The organism is Longimicrobium sp., from assembly GCF_036399935.1.
In the GTDB taxonomy this organism is placed as follows: domain Bacteria; phylum Gemmatimonadota; class Gemmatimonadetes; order Longimicrobiales; family Longimicrobiaceae; genus Longimicrobium.
In genome coordinates this window covers 226,338-244,898 of record NZ_DASWMD010000016.1, presented here as the reverse complement: position 1 = coordinate 244,898, position 18,561 = coordinate 226,338, and the positions used below count along the sequence as shown (strand labels likewise).

Genomic DNA, 18,561 nt, shown 5'->3' with positions numbered 1-18,561 from the left:
GGGCCGAACCTTGTGCGGATGAGGGGGATGGTCCGCGCGACGGTGTGCTGCCCCGGTAGACGCACGCGCTGCGGGCAAAATGTCCAAGTTCTCCTGCCCGGGGCGGCAGGCGCCGGACCTCTCGGCCGTAGTCCCACCCAAGTGCCCGGTGCCTCAGTCCAGCAGCAGGACAGATCGTCGTTATGCCAATCACCCGACCAAAGCCTCGCACCACAATGCCGCCTAAGCTTCCGCTCTATCTATCGCAATAAACTCTGCTGAAGGCTAGAGACCTCATCCGGGATCAAGCCCCTGCATGCGGCGCCAAACACCGCGCACGTCATCGGCACTTACTGCATCCTTGAGGGTTGAGCGCGAGACAACGTCGCGCCACACTCCGCTATCCGCCGTCTCAACGAAGCCTTGAAACATCTTCGCGCTTTCGGGAGCGAGCAATCCATGCTTCTCACGGAAGACGCCGCCGAACGATTCGGCGAATTGCCTCGGAACACCTAGCAGGGATGCGACCGCCGCTTCCGGAGTTCGAACCCCAAATTGTATGTAGGCAGGGAGCATCTCATTGCTGCGGTGGGCATCCGGCGTGTTCTGCGGCTGCCTTAGGAACCAACCCCGCACATATGCATGCGCGCCCCAAGAAATCGTTTGAGACACCTTTCCAAACAGGTATGCAGCGGCTTTTCGGACCCGATCCTCTCTTTCGTGGCCGGGAAATTCCGTGGAAAGGTCTTGAGCAGTTTTGCCGTCGATCCACCCTTGGATTACCCGAGCAACCGCGTCTGAGTTCATCGGCCCCTCCCCTAATCCTATTGCTAGGTCAAGTTCCGGCAGCCACTTCAGTGCGTCAACTAGATGGCTCAGCCCTTCAGCCCGCCGTGACAGCACTTCACCCGGTCCAGCCCGAAGGATGGCGTCATTGCCGATCTTAGCAAACAACTCGTCGAAGCTAAACGAACCAAGCCCAGTGGCGTCCGAGGTACGCAAGTATCCCGACTTTTGTGCTCGAATCGACTCGAGATAGCGTCGTGCTACGGACCTCATAGCACGAGACTGCGCCTCCGTAGTTACCTGCGCGTTAGCGAGGCTTGCTTGGAGCAACTCCTCCAAATTCGCAAGTGCCTCCGTAGGAGAGCGGCTAGCAGCAGCATGGGCGAGATACTGTAGGAATGGGCGCAACTCTTCGTGTTGCCTATATAACTGTTTCAACTCGACAGTCGGAGACAGCGAGCCTAAGACCGCCAAAAGTGCCGACCGAACAGAGTCCGTCAGCAGTGATGAGTATCGATCAAAGTGCTCCCGGTGATCTTTGCCCGTGAATATCACCAGCCCACGATCCACGAGCCCCACGCGCCCCGCACGGCCGGCGATATTCCAGAATTCTGCAGGTGTGAGGTTGCCCCCGCCGTACGGCTTGTGCACTGAATGCACCAATACCACCGCGACAGGGAAATTCATGCCCTGCGCCAATGTGGTTGTCGCTATGATTATCTTCACAACGCCGGCACGTACTTCTTCCTCAACAAGATATCGCAGCATAGGCGACAACGCGGAGTGGTGGAATGCGACACCTCGTTGTAGACAGAAACTCAGGCTAGAGTCGGACCCGTACTCGCTTTCGGCAAGTGCAATAGCGACGCGCAGACCAGAAGTACGGGACGTCTCTGGAATCACCGCACGTGTCCTTGCCAACGCCAGCGCCGCAGTCTCGGCTTCAATTCTCGACCCGGTGCAGAGACCTAAGATGGTACCTAAGTCCTGAAATTTGTGTGCTAAGTACACCAAACGACTGCGAGTAGTTTGCACATCGCGCGACGGAATGCTCACCGGGATGCGGATGGGAGTAGGAGACTGATCGCGACTATATGGATCGCTCCACTCGATAGTGAGTGCCCGATTGCGGCCCGCTCCTGCAATGCTCGACAAACCAAGCAATAGCCGCGATGGGCGCCAATGCACTGTTATAGGCAGGCCCCGGGCACCGCCGAGCCAGGTGGCAACTTGCTGGGCGTTCTCTAGGAAAGGCGTGAGAAGAAGTAGCTTTGCCTGCGGGCGCTCCCGGCGGATATTCGCAAGCAGAAGTTCGAGTCTGACGCCACGCTCCTTGTCTTGAAGGAGGTGCGCCTCATCAACCACCACCATTCGAAGTGTCTCGAACCACTCTGGATGGGAGCGCAACATGAGGTCCAGTTTCTCGGGAGTAGCAACAACTACACCCTTCGACTCGACGAGCAGGTTCAACTCGTACGGATCCTCTTCAAACGCGCTACTCGCCGCAACTACATCTATGCCAAGCGGCCGCAAGTCTTGAATAAGCGTCCGGTACGTTTGGGTGGCAAGCGCTCGAGTCGGTACAACGTACACGATTCGCGTCTCACCTTTGTAGTTCTCAATCGTCTGAATGATAGAGAACTCTGCCAACAAGGTCTTTCCAGCACTGGTAGGCATCTGCAGGACCACAGCGATCCGGTTTGGATCCAAAAGGCTCTGCCGTAATGCCTCTTGCTGGGACGGCAAAAGACTAAATACTTGCCGCTCCCTCTCGCTTGAAGTCAGCGCGTCCAAAAGTTGGTCAAGTCGCTCAGAGATGCCTCTCGCAGTCACCCAAAGTGAGTCTGCACGCAATCGCCACAGTATGATTGACACACATGAAAGCCACATCTGGGTTTCAGAGTCGCCTCCAAACCCGATGAACTCCTCTGCTCGCACTAAGAGACGACGGAGTTCTGGCTCAAAGTCCGTGATCACTTGATTTCCGGACCGGAGAGTACCGACTAGAAGGAACTCAGAAAGGCGCTCCAACGCTTGTGCTAGATGGTAATACCCCAACAGCGTCGTGGCATCCCGCCTTGCATTCGTTTGCGTCCGCAGCCAGCTACTTTCAAACGCTCGCTGATCCTCCGCTACTCGTCGGATCCCGTCGCCAGACGCAATCAGATCGCTGCGGCCTTCTTGACGAACCAACAACAAAAGCGAGTAGCTGACATTGAATCGTACTCGCTCGCTCCAAGGCAGTTCGGACGCCCTATCCCTTTGGTTTCGAATCGACGACCGAACCAGCGGCTGGCGAAGGATTGAGCGAACCTCGGTCGGCTGCCGAGCAAGTAAGCCGGAAGCAGCGAACATGAACAGATCATCCAGGCTGGGCGGGATCTTGGCGTCGAGCAGTGCATTAATGTACCCCGTCCATTTCCGGAACGAGGCAATCTGCGCCTTAGAAGCTGCTGGCCCGTTCGCCTCTGCGGCAAATGTACGAAGGAGTTGATCTACGCTCGCCTCTCCGAGGAGTTCGGCAAAAGCCAAGGATGCCACAACCCTCAGTCTCGACGTTGCATCAGGATCCGGCGTGACATATTCGCGGGCACCCAACTCGTCTGCGAGTCGTGCGGTGTCCACTCTCCGGAGAAGAGCGTGGACAGCCGCGGAGTCGTGCAGTTCCGCTAGTGCGTCTCTCACGCAGCCCTCGCCAGTGTCATCACACGCTCGCCAAATTCTGTAAGCGCCACATTGATGGACACGGTGACCCCGCGCGCGCATGCCGGGAGAAACTCCCCCACGACCTGTCGAATGGGTTGGAGGTCATCACCGTTCGCGGGTGTGATTCCCCGTATAATCACCGGTGCGACGGCCATCGGCGGCAGTATGCCTTTCCCTAGTTGTTCCAGCATCTGAAGGAGAGTTACTCCTTCCTTCGTTCCCTTTAGGTTAACGGCGAGCACCGAGATGGCCCGCGCAAGCTTCCCGAGGTCCCTGGGCACGTCTTTACATTCTTGGGCCAGCTTTCTGGCCTCTGATGGGGGACATGCCGTGTCATCGGTACCCTTAACTTGAACAAGAACGAGCTTAGCAGCAGTCCCTTCCAGTGACAGCAGTCCCCACCCATCGAACCCGAGAAATGGTTGGTTCGCGTTTGCCTTCCCACGCTGAGGATGGCTAGGGAAATCGACATGGTGCGCCGTTTTCAGAACGCCACGCGCCACCATCTCAGTGGTTTCTGAGCGGTAGTTCCGGAGCCACGGCTGCTTCTTAGTCAAATTCTCCTTCTCGGGATCTGGCAACCCTAAGCGAAAGCCGGAACGGATTGCGTCAAGGTCGAAGGTTCCCGCAACCAACGGGTCCACATTCGCAAGGAAATCCGGGTCGGCGGCTGCGAGTAGTTCATTCTCGCCGTATGCCTCCCGGACAAGAGTTACAGTAGCTTGGAGCAACGCGTCACCGTCGTCGGTGAGGTCGCATCCGCATGTAGCCACCGCCCAGCGATGCTCACCGTCAATCTCGTTCTCTTGGATAACGAAAGGCACGGATTATCAAAGGTTCAGTGGCTGTGCCGCGATCCATGGCACCGAAGTGTCCACCCGGATGCAGAGAGGACCCACGCGTGTCTCCATAACATACTATCCTCGCATGGACGCTGGCGAGAGGCCAATGCCCGTCGCCCTCTCATGAATGACTGCGCTCCACCTCGGCTGCAAGTTCGCTTAGCTGCTTGCTCCGCTCACGCGCCAAACGCGCCAGCACCGGTTGCCAGCTCTCCGGCGGCGGTCGATAGCCTGGATTGGACCGCTCCAACCGAGCACGGGCGATAGAGTTTCGCGCAACTCCGAACGCCTCAGCAATATCATCAGCGGTAATGCGATCGGTCAGCCGGTCGGTCGCCGTCTTGAAATCCATTTCCACTCCGGGTAGTAAGGGGGTTGACTTTCAGCGGCTTAGGTAGTAGTATTATTAACAGCAGGGCAAAAAGCAAGGCTGGCCGATCCTCCCGCAAAGAAAGCTCGACCAGCCTCGTTCACGAACCGACCCGAAGGCCGCCTCGCTCGTCAAAGGTGCCCTGCCGCGGCCCGAGGGTCAAGAGACACGGAGCCGATCATGCCTCGCAAGCCGAAGTCGCCCTTCCCTCCCCCGCCGCCTCCACCCGGCGTGTGGGTGATCAAGAAGCGGGACCGCAACTGGATGGTGATTGCCCCTGACGGTGCCCTGGTGTGCATCACGCTCTACAAGAAGGGCGCGCAGGAGGTGGTGCGGCGGCTGAACACCTGAGCAGAGGGAGCCCCGGCGCGGAGGACGCGTCGGGGCTCTCACTCAGTTGCTGTCTTCGTCAGGCCGCGACTGCGGTTCCGATCGCGAACCTGTCAGGCTACGTCGCGCGTGGCAAATCACATCGGGAGCATATCGTCGCCATCGTCCGGAGCGACGGAGAAGGAGCCGCTGACCTCCACCGTGGGCGCGCCCACGAGGGCCGTGGCGGGCGGAGAGCAGGGGCCTTCCTGCCCGTTTCCGGTTCGCGGAATGGCGCAGTAGCGGAACCCCACGAACCGGAACGTCCCTTCGACGCGGTTCGACGTCGATCGGGTGATCACCACCTCCCCGGACTGGGCTACGAAACTTTCCACCCGGTCACTCGTCGCGCGGGTGTAGAATGCAAAAAAGCCCACCGCCTTGAAGTCGCTCTGGTCGACGAGCTCCAGCTGGTAGGTCCCGACCGCGGGGCGATTTCCGTTCTGCCGGTAAAAGCTGAAGCTCTCCGGGTTCGGGCCCGCCGTTGTCGAAACCACGGAGAACATGCGGCGCGGCCCGACTTCGCGGTTCGCCTGGTCCAGGAAGTCGCCCGTCCCCTGGTAGCTTCCAGAGACCGCGCCCGAGAGGGACGCGCGCAGCCAGCCGGGCTCTCCGCTCCCCACCGGATCGCCGCACGAGGCGAGAACGTACAGGGCGGCCACCATTCCCAAACGATGAATTCGGTTCATTGGCATGGTAGTTCTATGTGAATGTTGCTGGGCCCGGGCACGCCTGGGCCCACGAACTGGTGCCCCGGACGGAGGCACTACGGCCGTTGCGGTACCGCTCAGTTGATGACGAGCGAGCCGAGCTCCCTCTCTATCCCGCTGAGCGGGCTGTAGTAGTGGTACGCTCCGCTCGTCTTCCGTCCCCAGAAGATGCCGAGCAGCAACACGGTGCCATCGGCGTTGAGCGTAAAGGCCGGCCCGCCACTGTCGCCCGGACTCACCCAGGTCTTCGTTGCTACCTGGCAGCGCAGCCAGCTGTATGAACGCTCCGCGGGCTGGTCGGTGCAGGTGTTCGTCACGACGCCCCGAGTCCAGCCGGTCCGCGCACCCATCTTGTGGACCGGCGCCCCCTGCGACACCGTGCCCCGCCCCACGATCTGGAAGTAGGGCGCCGCGGGGTCGATCTCAAGAGATCCCATGGTATCCGGGTACACCGAGGAGGCGGAGTAGCGTGTGCGCGCGATGCGCCCGAGCTCATCTCCAATGCTGCTATTGATGCGGATGAGCGTGGCGTCCGAGTAGCGGCAGACGTTAGGGGACATGAATCCGCAGCTGCTCCCCCGCTTGTCGTCGTACTCGTTGCCGATCAGATCGTAGTCGTAGATGTCGGGCATCGGCTGGTAGTGGGCACCCACGTCATCCTCCCACGACTTCTGACTGCAGTGGGAAGCGGTGAGAAACAGGTTGTACCCGCTCCGCCGAACGATTGCACCGAGGGTGCACCTGCTCCATTTCCCCGTCGAGCGATTGGTCCACCGGCCGATCTGGATTCCCCCGTGCAATGGACGGATCACGCTGGAGAGGAACTCCCCGCCGAAGGAGGCGGCCAGATCTTCCTCGGGAGCCATGTGCAGAGAGAGTTCCTCCTCCGCTTCGATCACCACCGCCTCGCGGGGGACGCGGTGCTCGGCGAGCAGCTGCTCCACACCGCGCCGTGCGGCAGGGCTGGAAACCCCGATCACCACGCGGTTGCGGCCCTCGTTGGCGTCCACGGACTGGACGCCCTCAATGTCGACGATCGGGCCGGTAATGCGGTCACGCCAGGCGGCGAGCTCCGGAAAGGTGTAGCGGCCCTGCCGCACGAGCACACGCCCGCCGCGGCGAGCGGCCGGGTTGCCCGCCAGCAGCGCCTGGACCGCCGCCCGCGCCTGGTCGGCCCGTGCCAAGTCTGTGACGAAAGCCACCGTTTCGCCGTTCTCGTCGAAGTAGTACCCACCGAACCCGGGAACTTCGGCGGCCAGTTGGTGGAGCTCCGCTTCCTCCTCGCGAATGGCCGGGGCGGGGGCGACGGAAGCCGCACGCGCATCGCCCGGCGAGGGCTCAGCGGGGTCCGTGGCAATGTCCTGGCACGCGGCCAGGAATACGGCGCCGGCGGCCGTAATGCAAACATTGAAAATCTTCATTTTCCTGCGGAGAAGCGGATGCGGTGAGACCGTGCGACGGGTGTGAGGAGCGTCCGCAGAACGGAGATTCAACGTAAACATATGATAACCGAGACTGGCGGTTTACGCAAGCAGAATCGCCATCTAACTGCCGACGGGTGAATGAGATGGAGGGCAATCGGCGACCCCGGCCGGACCCCTTGTGCGCCTTGCGGATCGCTCGGCCCCTACATGCTGGACCACACGATGAAAGCCCCAGCGCGGAGATCGCGCCGGGGCTTCGTACGAACGCCAGGGCGAGCGAGGATCAGCCGCCCCCGGTCCCTTCGGGTCAGTCCAGAGTCCACCCAGGCTTATCCAGCAGCAGCCGCTCCGCTTGCTCCGGGGGCAGGGGGCGGGAAAAGAGGTAGCCCTGCGCCAGCTGGCAGGGCTTTTCGGGGAACGAAACCTCGGGGCGCCCCTGCCGCAGCCGAAATTTGTGCATTCGCGACTGCAGTCCATCGCGCGCGTGGGGCCTGCGGCGAGCGGTGCGGGCAAGCGGCCGCGAACCGGGGCGCCTAGACGGGTACCCGCGCCGTTGCATCCCCCCACCCGCCGCCGCCATGATGAATGGTGCGCGGCCCTTTCCAACCTATCCGGCAACCGATGAAACTCGACATCCATGCTCCGCCCCCGGATCACCCGCTCGCCGGGTGCGTGGAGTCGATCTTTCTCGTGCAGGCGCGCGGAGAGTACTCGGCGCAAACCATCATGCCGGGCGGCTCGGCCGCCATCCTGTTCAACCTGGGGAGCCGGCTGGACGTGTCGCCGCTGCGCGGTGGCAGTGAATCGATCGCGACGGGCAGTTCGGTGATGGGGGGCCTTCCTACCACGGCGTACACCATCCGCGCCGTGGACGAAGTGTACGTGCTGGGCATAACGCTGAAGGCGCATGCCGGCAGCGCCGTCTTCCATCGGCCGCTGACCGAGCTCACGAACCGCAACGTGGAGGGCGACCTGGTGCTGCCGGGCACGGGGCTGCTGTGCGAGCAGCTATACCATGCGGCGAGCTTCCAGGAGCAGTGCCGGGCTCTGCTGGCGTGGCTGGCCGGTGGGCTGGGCCGCGCCGAGCACGGCGCGCTGGTGCACCGGGCGTCCGAAGCGCTTGCCCGCGCGGCAGAGCCGCACGTGGGCCGGGTCGCAAAGGAGCTGGGGCTTTCGGAGCGCCACCTGCGGCGCGTCTTTCTGGAGCACGTGGGGGTGACGCCCAGCCAGTGGCGCCAGCTCGCCCGCTTTCGGGGCGCACTCGCGCTGATGTCGTCGCGGCGAACCACCCTCTCGCAGGTGGCGCACGCGGCCGGCTACTCCGACCAGGCCCATCTCTGTCGCGACTTCGGCACCATCGCCGGGATGACGCCGGGTGAGTACCGCCAGCGCGTGGGGCCCGTTCCGGGCCAGATATTCGCTCCCTGATGCGAATGTCCGATTGATTCAATCCGGGTGCGAACGGCGGGGTTACTCTTGGCGGACCCCCGGTGCTGCTCCCGCTCGCCGATTCAGCCAGGCTGAAACGAGACGATGCGGGGTGCGGCGGCCGGTCATCCCGACTACCTGCGCTCCCCGCGTCCCATGCAGCCCACGTCCCCGCGCACCGACCTGCGCCGGCCCGCCGCCCTGTGCCTGGTGGCCGCGCCCCTCCTCCTTGCCCTCGGCGACCTGGCAGGCGTGCTCACCCGGCGCGAAACGATCCTTTGGACCGTCCTGCTCTTTCTCTCGTTCTGCGCCTTCGTACCCGCCATCTTCGCACTGGCCCACCTGGTTCGCGCCCGCGCGCCGCGCGCGGGCCTGGTGCTGGGCTCCATCGCGTTCCTGGGGGCAATGGCGGGGGCTTCCATGCAGGCGTTCTTTCGCGCCGCCCTGCTGCTCGAGCAGGCGAGCACCTCCCCGGCGGTGGCTGCCGCCGCCGAGAAGGCGTGGAGCGTGCCGTCTTTCTTCCTGACCACGGTGGCGCCGGGCCTCCTCTTTCCCTTGGGGATGCTGAGCCTGGGCGTGGCCCTGGTGCTGGGGCGCCAGGTGCCGCTGGCTGCCTCGCTGCTGCTATGCCTGGGAGCCCTGCTGTTTCCCGTTGGCCACGCCGTGGGCCTGCCGGTCGCGCTGCTCGGCGGCGACCTGGTGCTGCTAGCGGCCCTGGCCTGGATCGCCAGCGTCGTGCTGGCGAAACCCGGTACGTGGGAGCACCGCGACCTGTGAGCGGTACCGCCGGTCAGTCCAGGATCCACCCAGGCTCGGCCAGCAGCAGCCGCTCCGCCTCGTCCGGCGGTAGCGGGCGGGAAAAGAGGTACCCCTGCGCCAGTTGGCAGCCGCGCTCGCGCAGCAGGGCGGGCTGGGCGCGCGCGTCCACGCCCTCCGCCACCACGCCCACGCCCAGGCTGCGCGCAAACGCGGCGATCCCTGCCACGAAGCGCGCGCGGCGCGGCTCGGACTCCATGCCGTGCACGAACGAGCGGTCGATCTTCACCGCGTCGATGGGAAAGCGCTCCAGGAAGGCCAGCGACGAGTAGCCGGTGCCGAAATCGTCCAGGTGCAGCTTCAGCCCCAGGCCGCGCAGCGCAACCAGGGTTTCGGCGGCGGCGTCGGGCTTGTCGATCAGCACGCTTTCGGTGATCTCCAGCCGCACCGACTCCGCCGGCACGCCGTGGCGGCGGATGCTGCACTCCACCTGCTGCACCAGGTCCGGCTGCACGAACTGCCGGGCCGACACGTTCACCGCCATGGTGAGCGGCGGGTCGCGCGGCACCGCCGCCTGCCACGCGGCCAGCACCCGGCACGCCTCGTCCAGCACCCACCGGCCGATCCCCTCGATGAGCCCCGTTTCCTCCGCGACGGGAATGAAGTCGGCGGGCTCGATGGTGCCGTGGCGCGGGTGCTCCCACCGGGCCAGCGCCTCGAAGCCCACGATGCCGCCGGCCCCCAGCGACACCACGGGCTGGTACACCAGCCGCAGCTCGCCGTTGGGTACGGCGCGGCGCAGGTCCGTCTCCATCTGCAGGCGGCGCATGGCGGCCGCGTGCATCTGCCGGTCGAAGACTTCGCAGCGCCCCCTGCCGTGCGCCTTGGCGCGCCCCAGCGCCGCGTCGGCGTTGCGCAGCAGCTCCTCGGGATGGGCGTCGCCGCCGTCGCACAGCGCAATGCCGATGCTGGCCGAGGCGTACACCTCGCGCCCGCCGATGGAGAACGGCACCGCCAGCGCGGCCAGCAGGCGCTCGGCTACGTGCGTGGCGTCCACCGCCGTCGCCACGCGCTCCAGCATGACGGTGAACTCGTCGCCGCCAAAGCGCGACACCGTGTCGCCCGGCCGCAGCGCCTGCACCAGCCGCGCCCCGATCTGCCGCAGCAGCTCGTCGCCCGGGCCGTGGCCCAGCGAGTCGTTGACCAGCTTGAAGCGGTCCACGTCCAGGAACAGCACGCCGAAGGGAATGCCCCGCCCCCGCCGGATGCGCTCCAGCGCGTGCTCCAGCCGGTTCAAAAAGAGCGCGCGGTTGGGAAGCCCGGTGAGCGCGTCGTGCAGGGCGCCGTGGGCCAGCTGCTCCTGCACGCGCTTGCGCTCGGTGATGTCGGTGATGGCGCCCAGGGTGCCCACGATGTCGCCCGCGGCGTTGCGAAAGGGGGTGCCGTGCACCTCCACCCACCCCGTGGTGCCGTCCTTTCGCAGCGCGCGCATCTCGTACCGCTCGGCGACGCCGCGGGCGCGGCGGGCCATCCGCTCCCGGAACGGCTCCAGGTCCTCCGGCGGGATCAGCACCTCCAGTCCCCTGCGGCCCACCAGCTCCTCGGGGCGCCAGCCGTAGATTTCTTCCACCCGCGGGTTGGCGTACTGGATGACGTCGTCCAGGTCGGTGATCAGCAGCCCTTCGCCCAGCGACTCGGCCACGGTGCGAAAGCGGATCTCCGACTCGCGCAGCGCCACCTCGGCCACGGAGCGCTCGGTGACGTCGCGCGAGTTGACCACGATGCCCGCCACCGCGGGGGCGTGCAGCAGGTTGGTGGCGGTGGACTCCAGCACGCGCCACCCCGCGCTCGCGTGGCGGTTGCGGTAGGTGACGGACCGCACCGCGCCCGGCGTGCGCCGCACCTCGCCGAAGGCCGCCTCCACCGCCCCGCGGTCGTCCGGGTGGGCGCCGGCGAAGGCGCGGGTGCCCGCCAGCCGCTCCGGCGAGTAGCCCAGGATGCGCTCGATGGCCGGGCTGTGGTAGCGCACCGTCCCGTCAGCCTCCAGCACGCTCACCACGTCCGAAGCGTTCTCGGTGAGCGACCGGAAGTATTCTTCACTGTGCCGCAGCGCCTGCTCCACGCGCTCGCGCTCGCCCACCTGCGCCTGCAGGTCGCGGTACCGCTCCAGCATTTCCTGCGAGGTGAGCTCCATGGCGCGCTCCAGGAGCACCCGGTCGCCCTGGGCCTCCTCGTACGCCTGGTTCACCGCGTCCACGAACCCGCGCAGCTCCGCGGGCACGTCGGGAGAGCCGAAGTGGCGGCGCAGCTGGCGAAGCAGGAGCTTGTGCATCACTCCGCTTCAAAAAAGGTGGTGACGGTCATCGTCTGGTTGTGCAATTCGCAGCGCGTGGAGGCGGAAAACGGCGAGATCTCGCCGTACGAGTAGAAGCCGGCCAGCACGGGGCCGCCGCCCAGCACGTCGCGCACGCTTTCCACCTCTTCCTCGGTGCGCTGCTTGAGGATGAGCTTTCGGCCCACGCACGAGATGAGCAGCGCCAGCTGGGCGGTCCCGCCCCGGATGCCGTCGCCGCTGGTGCGGGCCGCGCCGGTGGCGCCGTCGATCAGCCGCTCGAAGTTGGCCTTCATCAGCCGGGCGATGGCGCCTTCGGGCACGTCGCCCGCAAAGGTGAGGCTCTGCTCGGCCTCGTCCACGGCCAGGATGGTGCGCACCACGGGCGCCTCGCCGTCCGGGGTGCGCAGGCTCAGGGGAAAGAGCAGCCCGCTGGCGGGGAGCTCGGCGGCGTGCTCGCCCAGGTAGCGCTTGTACAGCTGCAGCGCGGAGCGTCCATCCATCTCGAACAGCACGTTTCCCCGCGAGCGGGTGATCACGCGCTCGGGGCCGAACGGGTCCCATCCCCCCAGCGAGCCGTATCCCACGCGCAGCCGCGGGCCGTAGAACCCCACGGCGACGACGATTCCCTCCGCCACGTCGCCGTCCACCCCCACCAGCGTCCGCTCGAACCGCGACCCGTCGCCCGACAGGCCGCCCGTGGCCGCGACGCCGTGCGGAAGCTGCTCCGACAGCCCCTTCACCAGCTCGGTGCCGTTCACGTGCAGCCCGTCGGAAAGCACCAGCACGTGCACCAGGCCCGCGGGCTCCAGCGACCGGGCGAGCGCGCGGCCGGCCTCTTCGCTGCACCCGAACTCGCTCAGCGACACGCGTCCCACGCGCACCTGCGTGTGGGCGAACGCCACGGCGGTGGCCACCACCGAGTCGTCCAGCACGCGCGTGCCGGCGATCTCGCCCGCGGTGGAGCAGCCCACCACGCGGGCGCCGGGGTAGCGGCCGCGCGCCTCGTTCCAGCACTGCGCCTGGTCCAGCAGCTCGCGCGAGCCGAAGAGCAGGACCAGCTGGGCGGCGCCGCCCAGCGGCTGCCCGGCCGCGGGCTGCCAGCCGCCCGGCGCGGTCCACGTGGTCTGCTCGATGTCCATGGCGAGGGGCCGTGCGGGGGGTGCCGAATGCCGGCGAGCGCGTACAACAAAGGGCCGGGTGCACACTTCGCGCAAGATGACCGAATCCGCCATCTTGTAGATCGATTCCGGCCCAAAGGATCGAGACGACGCGAGCCCCGGCGCGGAGGACCGCGCCGGGGCTCTGCGCCGCAGTGCGGTGGCGGAGGGGATCAGCCCTGGTTGAGATGGCTCTCCAGCAGGGCCGTCCACCGGGCCTGCAGGTCCGCGAACTCGCCGACGCAACTGGTCGCGCGGCTCGCGGTGAGCTCGCCCTGTTCCACGAGGTTGGCGTGGGCGTCGGGGTTGCCCCCGTAGAGCAGACACGTCAGCGTCGCCCCCCGGTCGCTGCCGATGGTGGTGGCCCCGGTATCCGGGGTTTCCCAGTCGAATTCGAGGTCCTGGAGTGCCGCGACGCCATTCACCAGCCCATCGAGCTCGCCGGGTGCCATTCCCGCGATCATGGCCACGAACTGGTCGGCGGCCTCTTCCGTCGAAACGCCGAGATCCAGCTGCAGTACGTCGACGACCGCGTGCCCCACCTGGTGCAGGAGGATGAAGGCGAACGCGTCGTCGAAGTTGTCCTGCCCGCCCGGGTGCACCAGGAGAGATTTCGAACGGATCATGCGGGAAGGCCGATCGGGCGGAAACAAACGGCGGATGCGGCACAGTCTACGACGTTCCCCGGTCCGGGGCAACGCAGACATCGGTGGCGTTTCGGCGCTGACGATCCCGCGGAGACCAGGCTCCGACGCCGCATGGTGCAGGTGGACGCGCCGGACTAGCCCCTGCGGTCACCCGAGGCCGCGGTGGGCACCGGGGCCACGGCGCTCCAGGCCGTCGCCGAGAGATACGCAGCCCACGCCGCGATGCCGATCCACTTGGCCCCGTCTTCCAGCAGCACGGTGAACGCGGGGTCGTTGTCGCCGGACACCACGTCGATCACCACCGAGGCCGCGAACCCCAGCCCCGCGATTCCCAGCAGCAGCCACGGCGTGCCGCGCAGAAAGCGGAGCCCTCCCACGAACCAGGCCAGCGCGGCCAGGCCATACATCGCGTAGACGGCCTTCTCGGGAATGCCCACGAAGACGGGGAGCAGGATTTCGTGCGCCAGGAACGCATCGTCCAGCAGCAGCACCACCGACAGCGCGCCCGCGCCGAAGAACCAGCCCGCCGGAACGGCCGTGGCGCCGCCGCGTTCCCGCACCCAGGCACCGGCGAACAGCGCCACGGTTGCGGCAGCCGCCCACGCGCAGAGGCCCAGCGTGGAAAGAAGGCCGGTCCACGGGGGAAGGTTCCCGACGGCGACGGGATCGCGGGTCAGCAGCGACACGGGAGCCGAAACCGCTCCGGCCAGCCACGGCATGCCGAAGGGTAGCAGCATGGCGGCTGCGAGCAGCAGCGCGGGTACCGACAGCGGCAGCCGCGAAGCCGCGCCGCGGGAGGAACTGGCGCCGGCCGGAGCCGCGCCGTCCAGGGCTGAGAGGCGGGTCGAGGGATTCAGAGCTGTCACCCAGGGATGGAGGATCCGGAGAAACACCTGTCGCAGCGGCAATCTGCATGCCGGTGAAGTAGCACTTCAGCGAGCGGGAACCAGGTATTCTGGATGCCCGGCAGGAGCGGCGCAAAGCCGGGGTGCCTGGCGTGCGGGCTGGCGCCACGAATCGGGGAGGATCAGCGATCGATCGTGGACAGGCATTCTGCTTCGCCGTGGGGCGGCTCGGGTTCCTGGCTCCCTCTCCCCCGTCGAGGGCGACTTCGCCCCGGTGCCTCCTTCAATCCCGATCGGGCCGGAATTCGAAAACCGCTGTCCATCTATTAACACTGCCCGCAGGCATGGCACCCATCGCGACCGCCGTGTACGCGGAATTGCGGACCCCGCATCCCCCCCTCATCCGGAGTCTCCCGTGGGAAACATCGAACTCATCATCGCCTTCCTGCTCACGATCAGCCTCGCCTCCGAGCGCATGGTCACCATCCTGAAGACCGTCGTCCCGGCCCTGGCGGAGCAGGGCGACCCGAACAGCGCCTGGAACCAACGGGTGCGACCGCTGATCATCCAGGCGTTCACGTTCGCCTTCTGCTGCGCCACCGCCGCCATGGTCGAGGGTCCGGCTACCAACTGGTTCACGGGAAGTGTCACGCTCACCGACGACGTGAAGCTGCCTGTGCTGGTGGTGGGACTGCTGGCGAGCGGCGGGTCGGCGTTCTGGAACAACTTCCTGGGATACACCAAGGCCGTGAAGGACCTGAAGAAGGAAGCGGTGAACGCAGCGGTCCAGGGTAAGGCGGGCCCGGAAGCGACCACCGCGGTGGGCAAGCAGGTTCACGTACCGGGACACATCATCACCGACGCGCCCGCTCCAGTCTGATCGCTCGGCTACACTCCACCATGGTCGCAGCGGTAGCCGCGGAACCCCCGTTCCGCGGCTGCCGTCGTGTTTCGAACGACGACGATCTGCGGCGGGCGCGTCACCGGAAGATGCAGTTCGTGCCTGCGAACATCACTTCCACCGTGGCGGTGTCGGACGGGCCCGTGACCACGCCGTACAGCTCGCCGGCCGCGAACTCGTGGCCCAGCGAGCTTTCCTCCACCGTAGTCGACGGGTACGCCTTCTTCAGCTCGCCCACCGTGGAGCCGGGGCCGATGCCCTGCGCGGTGCGAAAGCGGGAGCCCTCCCGCGCGAACCATCCCACGAACGCGCCGTCCTGAAACACCACCTGCAGGCCCGGCTCGTACGATGCTTGGTACAGGGGTCCGGCCGGGCACTCCTCCTGGTTTCCCTGCTCCTTCGGCTCGCCAAGAGCGGCGTTGACATCCGCGAGCACGCCGGCCTGCGGGGCCCCGAACACGAGCCGCTTCGGGGCGCCCGCGCCGAGCGTCAACCCGTCCGGCGCGAGCACGATGGACGCAGCGCCGCGTTCTGGGCCGCTCGCAACGGTATCCGCCGTGTCCCGGATCGCGGCAGCCGGAGCCTCGGCGATAGAATCGGGAGAAGCGCCGGCGGCGGCGTCTCGGGACGGCTCCGATCCGCAGGCGGCGAGCAGAAGGGTCGCGAGCAGGAGATGTTTTGGATGCATCATTGCGCTTGAAGGGCTGGTTGCGAGGGAAATTCTTCAGCGGGGCCTGATCGACAGCTCCACCGGACTGCGGGCGCCGGTGCCGCTCCATGCGAACGCGACAGTCCAGTGGATGTAAAGCTGTACTTCCCAAAAGAAGCTCACTTCCACGAGTTCCCGTTCAGCGTCGCAGAAAACGCACAACAACTCCGGCCGGCTGCCGGCCATGCCGAGCCGCTGTGCGTCCGCGTACTTGCGCACGTGGCCGATGGCTTCGTCCAGGATCGAATCGACCACGGGAACCACGGTTTCGGCAAGCGCGAGCGAGCGGGCCTCGGGCTCCCATTCCACGCCGACGGGAACGGCGAGATCGTATCCGGTTTCGGGAAGGGCCGCCCAGCAGCGCATCGGGATGTCGCTGCCCGATTCGGAGCGGAAGTTCTCCGCGGGAGGGATCAGCATCGGTCAAGGAGGTGAGGGCGCGGCTCGGGATTTCGTGCCGCTGCCGCGCCCGGGCTTGGAAGTGCCGCCTGGCTGGATCCTTCGGCCCGCGAGGCGTGTGCTACGGGTTGATGGGGTGCGCTTGGGCCTCTGGATGACAGACCTCGCGGCGTCCAGGGCCTATGCGCACTCACGCACTCACGCACTAACGCACTAACGCACTAACGCACTAACGCACTACCGCACTACCGCACTAACGCACTCTCGCACTGCCCTTCCGCGCGATCTGCCCGCGATGATGCTCGATGTGCAGCGCGGCGAAGCGCATGCCGCGGTTCCAGTCGATGAGGCCGAAGTAGGGATGCGTGAGCCCCGGCCTCCCGGCCCCGCGGGCCGCCTCCGCCGCGCGCTCGAACTGCTCGGCGAGCGTCCGCAGCTGCGCCAGCGCCCCTTCGCGGGTTCCGCCGGGTGTGTGGGGCCGCACCTCGCGCGGGGCGCGGGCGCCCTTGGGAAACTTGCGGTGGAAGAGCATGTGCGGCAGCAGGAGCAGCTTCAGCATGCGCCGGCGAAAGGGCGTCAGCTTCAGCTTCATGGTCGCCCCGGTCGTCGCCTCGCCGATGAACACGCGATACGTGAGCGCCAGGTGCTCCGTGATCTCGGCGGGGGTCCACTTGCCGGGCTGCCAGGGCGTGGTCCAGGCGTCGGCGGAGAGCGCGGCGGCGGCATCCAGGTAGCTGGCGAGCGCCACGTGGTGCTCTTCGAGGGCCGAACGCCAGCGCGCGTCGGTACGCGGCACGGTCGCGGGCATGGGTGCGGAAGGTGGGGAGGGATGGGAAAAGGCCGCCGGTCAGCGGCCTTCGGTCAGCCAGTGGGTGATGCGGATGGGCGATTCGGTGAACTTCCACCCGGCGCGGCGCCATTCCTCCACGCGGCGGATCAGGTCGGAAGCCAGCGCCTGCCGGTCGTGCCCGGGAAGCTCCGGGTCCTGGTCGCAGGGCCACTCGCGGTAGCGCACCGTTCCGTCGGCGTCCGGGGGAAAGAGCATGATGACGTAGCCCTCGTCCCCCGACGGGCTCCTGGCCTGAAAGCCGATGTTGGCTTCCCTGCTCACGGCTCGGCGGCAACGGCCACGGGCGACGAGCGCACGAACACCACGCCCGGCGAGCGCTCGCCCTCGGCCGAAACCACGCCGTCGATGGCCATCGCGGCGAAGAGCAGGGCCAGATACAGCAGCGAGTTGCGGTACAGCGCCCACGCCGGCTTCACGAAGTCCGCCGCGCGCATCACCCGCACCACGTCGCGCAGGAACCACAGCCCCAGGATGGCGGCCATCACCCCGTAGAAGGCGCCCAGCCCGCCGTACGTCACCGGGCCGAGCGACAGCGGCACCAGGATCAGCGTATACAGCAGCATCTGCTTCATGGTCTCGCGCTCGCCCCACACGTTGGGGGCCATGGGCACGCCCGCGCGGCCGTAGTCCTTCTGCTTGACCAGCGCCAGCGCCCAGAAGTGCGGCGGCGTCCAGAAGAACACGATCATGAACAGGTAGACGGCCGTCAGCGAGATCTCGCCGGTGGCCGCCGCCCACCCCACCAGCGGCGGAAACGCGCCCGCCGCCCCGCCGATGACGATGTTCTGCGGCGAGGTGCGCTTCAGCCAGCGCGTGTAGACGAAGACGTAGAAGAGCAGCCCGGCCAGCGCGAGGATGCCGCTGATCAGGTTGACCTTGAACGCGAACAGCGCGAACGCCGCCGCGCCCAGCGTAATGCCGAACGCCAGCACGTGCCCCGGCGACATGCGGCCGCTGGGGATGGGCCGCAGCTTCGTCCGCGGCATGTGCGCGTCGATGTCGCGGTCCATGAACATGTTGATGGCGTTGGCCCCGCCCGCCATCAGGTATCCGCCCAGCAGCGTCCACAGCAGCACGCCCGCGGCCGGCATGCGGCCCAGCGCGATGAACATGGGCGCGGCCGTGGTCACCAGCAGCAGCGAGATGATGCGCGGCTTGGTGAGCGTCACGTAGTCGCGCAGCCGCTGCGCCACGCCCCCCGAGCCGGTGCGCGCGGCGGCCATCCCGGCCCGCTGCGTGGCCGTGGTCATCTGCGCATCGGCCCCGTCGCGCGGAGGCGCGGGGCGGGGGGCGCTCAGGGGCTCGGTAGGAATGGCGGCGATCGCGTCGGACATCAACCTGGTCGTTC

19 protein-coding genes are annotated in these 18,561 nt (G+C 66.6%); 4 read left to right on the top strand and 15 right to left on the bottom strand.

Going from position 1 to position 18,561, the window contains the following annotated elements:
• Positions 1-273 precede the first annotated feature (273 nt).
• The 3 genes from VGB24_RS05675 to VGB24_RS05665 all read right to left on the bottom strand — a co-directional run bounded on the left by VGB24_RS05675 (position 274) and on the right by VGB24_RS05665 (position 4,665).
• A complete protein-coding gene (locus tag VGB24_RS05675) occupies positions 274-3,363 on the bottom strand; it encodes a DEAD/DEAH box helicase (protein ID WP_331071994.1) in 3,090 nt (1,029 codons plus the stop codon).
• Between the two features lie 83 nt (positions 3,364-3,446).
• Complete coding sequence (locus tag VGB24_RS05670; protein ID WP_331071993.1) at positions 3,447-4,295, bottom strand: hypothetical protein; 849 nt, start codon at positions 4,293-4,295, stop codon at positions 3,447-3,449.
• Between the two features lie 139 nt (positions 4,296-4,434).
• Entirely contained in the window at positions 4,435-4,665 is a 231-nt protein-coding gene (locus VGB24_RS05665) for a hypothetical protein (RefSeq protein WP_331071992.1), read from the bottom strand.
• A gap of 198 nt (positions 4,666-4,863) precedes the next feature.
• Here VGB24_RS05665 and VGB24_RS05660 point away from each other — a divergent pair, with 198 nt between their 5' ends.
• Positions 4,864-5,034, top strand: coding sequence for a hypothetical protein (locus VGB24_RS05660; RefSeq protein WP_331071991.1), 171 nt, complete (start codon positions 4,864-4,866; stop codon positions 5,032-5,034).
• 116 nt (positions 5,035-5,150) lie between these two features.
• Here the strand turns inward: VGB24_RS05660 and VGB24_RS05655 are convergent, their stop codons facing one another.
• From VGB24_RS05655 to VGB24_RS05645, 3 genes are all read right to left on the bottom strand, one after another.
• Positions 5,151-5,741: a hypothetical protein gene (locus VGB24_RS05655; RefSeq protein ID WP_331071990.1), complete on the bottom strand. Its 591-nt coding sequence runs from the start codon at positions 5,739-5,741 to the stop codon at positions 5,151-5,153.
• Positions 5,742-5,839: 98 nt separating this feature from the next.
• Positions 5,840-7,183, bottom strand: a complete 1,344-nt coding sequence (locus VGB24_RS05650; RefSeq protein ID WP_331071989.1) for a hypothetical protein — start codon at positions 7,181-7,183, stop codon at positions 5,840-5,842.
• Positions 7,184-7,493: 310 nt separating this feature from the next.
• A complete protein-coding gene (locus tag VGB24_RS05645) occupies positions 7,494-7,646 on the bottom strand; it encodes a hypothetical protein (RefSeq protein WP_331071988.1) in 153 nt (50 codons plus the stop codon).
• 161 nt (positions 7,647-7,807) lie between these two features.
• On the opposite strand from VGB24_RS05645, the gene VGB24_RS05640 reads away from it, so the two are divergent.
• Positions 7,808-8,614: a helix-turn-helix transcriptional regulator gene (locus VGB24_RS05640; protein WP_331071987.1), complete on the top strand. Its 807-nt coding sequence runs from the start codon at positions 7,808-7,810 to the stop codon at positions 8,612-8,614.
• Positions 8,615-8,770: 156 nt separating this feature from the next.
• On the top strand, positions 8,771-9,391 hold the full coding sequence (locus VGB24_RS05635) for a hypothetical protein (protein WP_331071986.1): 621 nt from the start codon (positions 8,771-8,773) through the stop codon (positions 9,389-9,391).
• A gap of 13 nt (positions 9,392-9,404) precedes the next feature.
• On the opposite strand, the gene VGB24_RS05630 is transcribed toward VGB24_RS05635, so the two are convergent.
• From VGB24_RS05630 to VGB24_RS05615, 4 genes are all read right to left on the bottom strand, one after another.
• On the bottom strand, positions 9,405-11,702 hold the full coding sequence (locus tag VGB24_RS05630; protein WP_331071985.1) for a putative bifunctional diguanylate cyclase/phosphodiesterase: 2,298 nt from the start codon (positions 11,700-11,702) through the stop codon (positions 9,405-9,407).
• Positions 11,702-12,844 carry an FIST signal transduction protein gene (locus VGB24_RS05625; protein ID WP_331071984.1) on the bottom strand — a complete coding sequence of 381 codons (1,143 nt, stop codon included), beginning with the start codon at positions 12,842-12,844 and terminating at the stop codon, positions 11,702-11,704. Before VGB24_RS05625 ends, VGB24_RS05630 begins: the two co-directional genes overlap by 1 nt.
• Before the next feature lie 191 nt (positions 12,845-13,035).
• On the bottom strand, positions 13,036-13,488 hold the full coding sequence (locus VGB24_RS05620) for a DUF4344 domain-containing metallopeptidase (protein ID WP_331071983.1): 453 nt from the start codon (positions 13,486-13,488) through the stop codon (positions 13,036-13,038).
• Between the two features lie 155 nt (positions 13,489-13,643).
• Complete coding sequence (locus VGB24_RS05615; RefSeq protein ID WP_331071982.1) at positions 13,644-14,375, bottom strand: hypothetical protein; 732 nt, start codon at positions 14,373-14,375, stop codon at positions 13,644-13,646.
• Between the two features lie 394 nt (positions 14,376-14,769).
• On the opposite strand from VGB24_RS05615, the gene VGB24_RS05610 reads away from it, so the two are divergent.
• Entirely contained in the window at positions 14,770-15,234 is a 465-nt protein-coding gene (locus tag VGB24_RS05610; protein WP_331071981.1) for a hypothetical protein, read from the top strand.
• A gap of 100 nt (positions 15,235-15,334) precedes the next feature.
• Here the strand turns inward: VGB24_RS05610 and VGB24_RS05605 are convergent, their stop codons facing one another.
• From VGB24_RS05605 to VGB24_RS05585, 5 genes are all read right to left on the bottom strand, one after another.
• Positions 15,335-15,766, bottom strand: a complete 432-nt coding sequence (locus tag VGB24_RS05605; RefSeq protein WP_331071980.1) for a hypothetical protein — start codon at positions 15,764-15,766, stop codon at positions 15,335-15,337.
• 213 nt (positions 15,767-15,979) lie between these two features.
• Positions 15,980-16,384 (bottom strand): hypothetical protein, encoded by a 405-nt coding sequence (locus VGB24_RS05600; protein WP_331071979.1) that lies wholly within the window; start codon positions 16,382-16,384, stop codon positions 15,980-15,982.
• Positions 16,385-16,616: 232 nt separating this feature from the next.
• Positions 16,617-17,171, bottom strand: a complete 555-nt coding sequence (locus VGB24_RS05595; RefSeq protein WP_331071978.1) for a DinB family protein — start codon at positions 17,169-17,171, stop codon at positions 16,617-16,619.
• A 39-nt stretch (positions 17,172-17,210) separates the two neighbouring features.
• Positions 17,211-17,474 carry a hypothetical protein gene (locus VGB24_RS05590; RefSeq protein WP_331071977.1) on the bottom strand — a complete coding sequence of 88 codons (264 nt, stop codon included), beginning with the start codon at positions 17,472-17,474 and terminating at the stop codon, positions 17,211-17,213.
• Positions 17,471-18,547: a heme o synthase gene (locus VGB24_RS05585; protein ID WP_331071976.1), complete on the bottom strand. Its 1,077-nt coding sequence runs from the start codon at positions 18,545-18,547 to the stop codon at positions 17,471-17,473. The genes VGB24_RS05590 and VGB24_RS05585 overlap by 4 nt, the downstream gene beginning before the upstream one ends.
• Positions 18,548-18,561 lie beyond the last annotated feature (14 nt).

Excerpts from the sequence above, each read along its gene's own strand:
- VGB24_RS05630 (WP_331071985.1), bottom strand. The coding sequence starts at position 11,702 with ATGCACAAGCTCCTGCTTCGCCAGCTGCGCCGCCACTTCGGCTCTCCC.
- VGB24_RS05635 (WP_331071986.1), top strand. The coding sequence starts at position 8,771 with ATGCAGCCCACGTCCCCGCGCACCGACCTGCGCCGGCCCGCCGCCCTG.
- VGB24_RS05585 (WP_331071976.1), bottom strand. The coding sequence starts at position 18,547 with ATGTCCGACGCGATCGCCGCCATTCCTACCGAGCCCCTGAGCGCCCCC.
- VGB24_RS05625 (WP_331071984.1), bottom strand. The coding sequence starts at position 12,844 with ATGGACATCGAGCAGACCACGTGGACCGCGCCGGGCGGCTGGCAGCCC.
- VGB24_RS05645 (WP_331071988.1), bottom strand. The coding sequence starts at position 7,646 with ATGCACAAATTTCGGCTGCGGCAGGGGCGCCCCGAGGTTTCGTTCCCC.
- VGB24_RS05655 (WP_331071990.1), bottom strand. The coding sequence starts at position 5,741 with ATGAACCGAATTCATCGTTTGGGAATGGTGGCCGCCCTGTACGTTCTC.
- VGB24_RS05650 (WP_331071989.1), bottom strand. The coding sequence starts at position 7,183 with ATGAAGATTTTCAATGTTTGCATTACGGCCGCCGGCGCCGTATTCCTG.
- VGB24_RS05660 (WP_331071991.1), top strand. The coding sequence starts at position 4,864 with ATGCCTCGCAAGCCGAAGTCGCCCTTCCCTCCCCCGCCGCCTCCACCC.
- VGB24_RS05640 (WP_331071987.1), top strand. The coding sequence starts at position 7,808 with ATGAAACTCGACATCCATGCTCCGCCCCCGGATCACCCGCTCGCCGGG.
- VGB24_RS05595 (WP_331071978.1), bottom strand. The coding sequence starts at position 17,171 with ATGCCCGCGACCGTGCCGCGTACCGACGCGCGCTGGCGTTCGGCCCTC.
- VGB24_RS05620 (WP_331071983.1), bottom strand. The coding sequence starts at position 13,488 with ATGATCCGTTCGAAATCTCTCCTGGTGCACCCGGGCGGGCAGGACAAC.
- VGB24_RS05665 (WP_331071992.1), bottom strand. The coding sequence starts at position 4,665 with ATGGATTTCAAGACGGCGACCGACCGGCTGACCGATCGCATTACCGCT.
- VGB24_RS05600 (WP_331071979.1), bottom strand. The coding sequence starts at position 16,384 with ATGCTGATCCCTCCCGCGGAGAACTTCCGCTCCGAATCGGGCAGCGAC.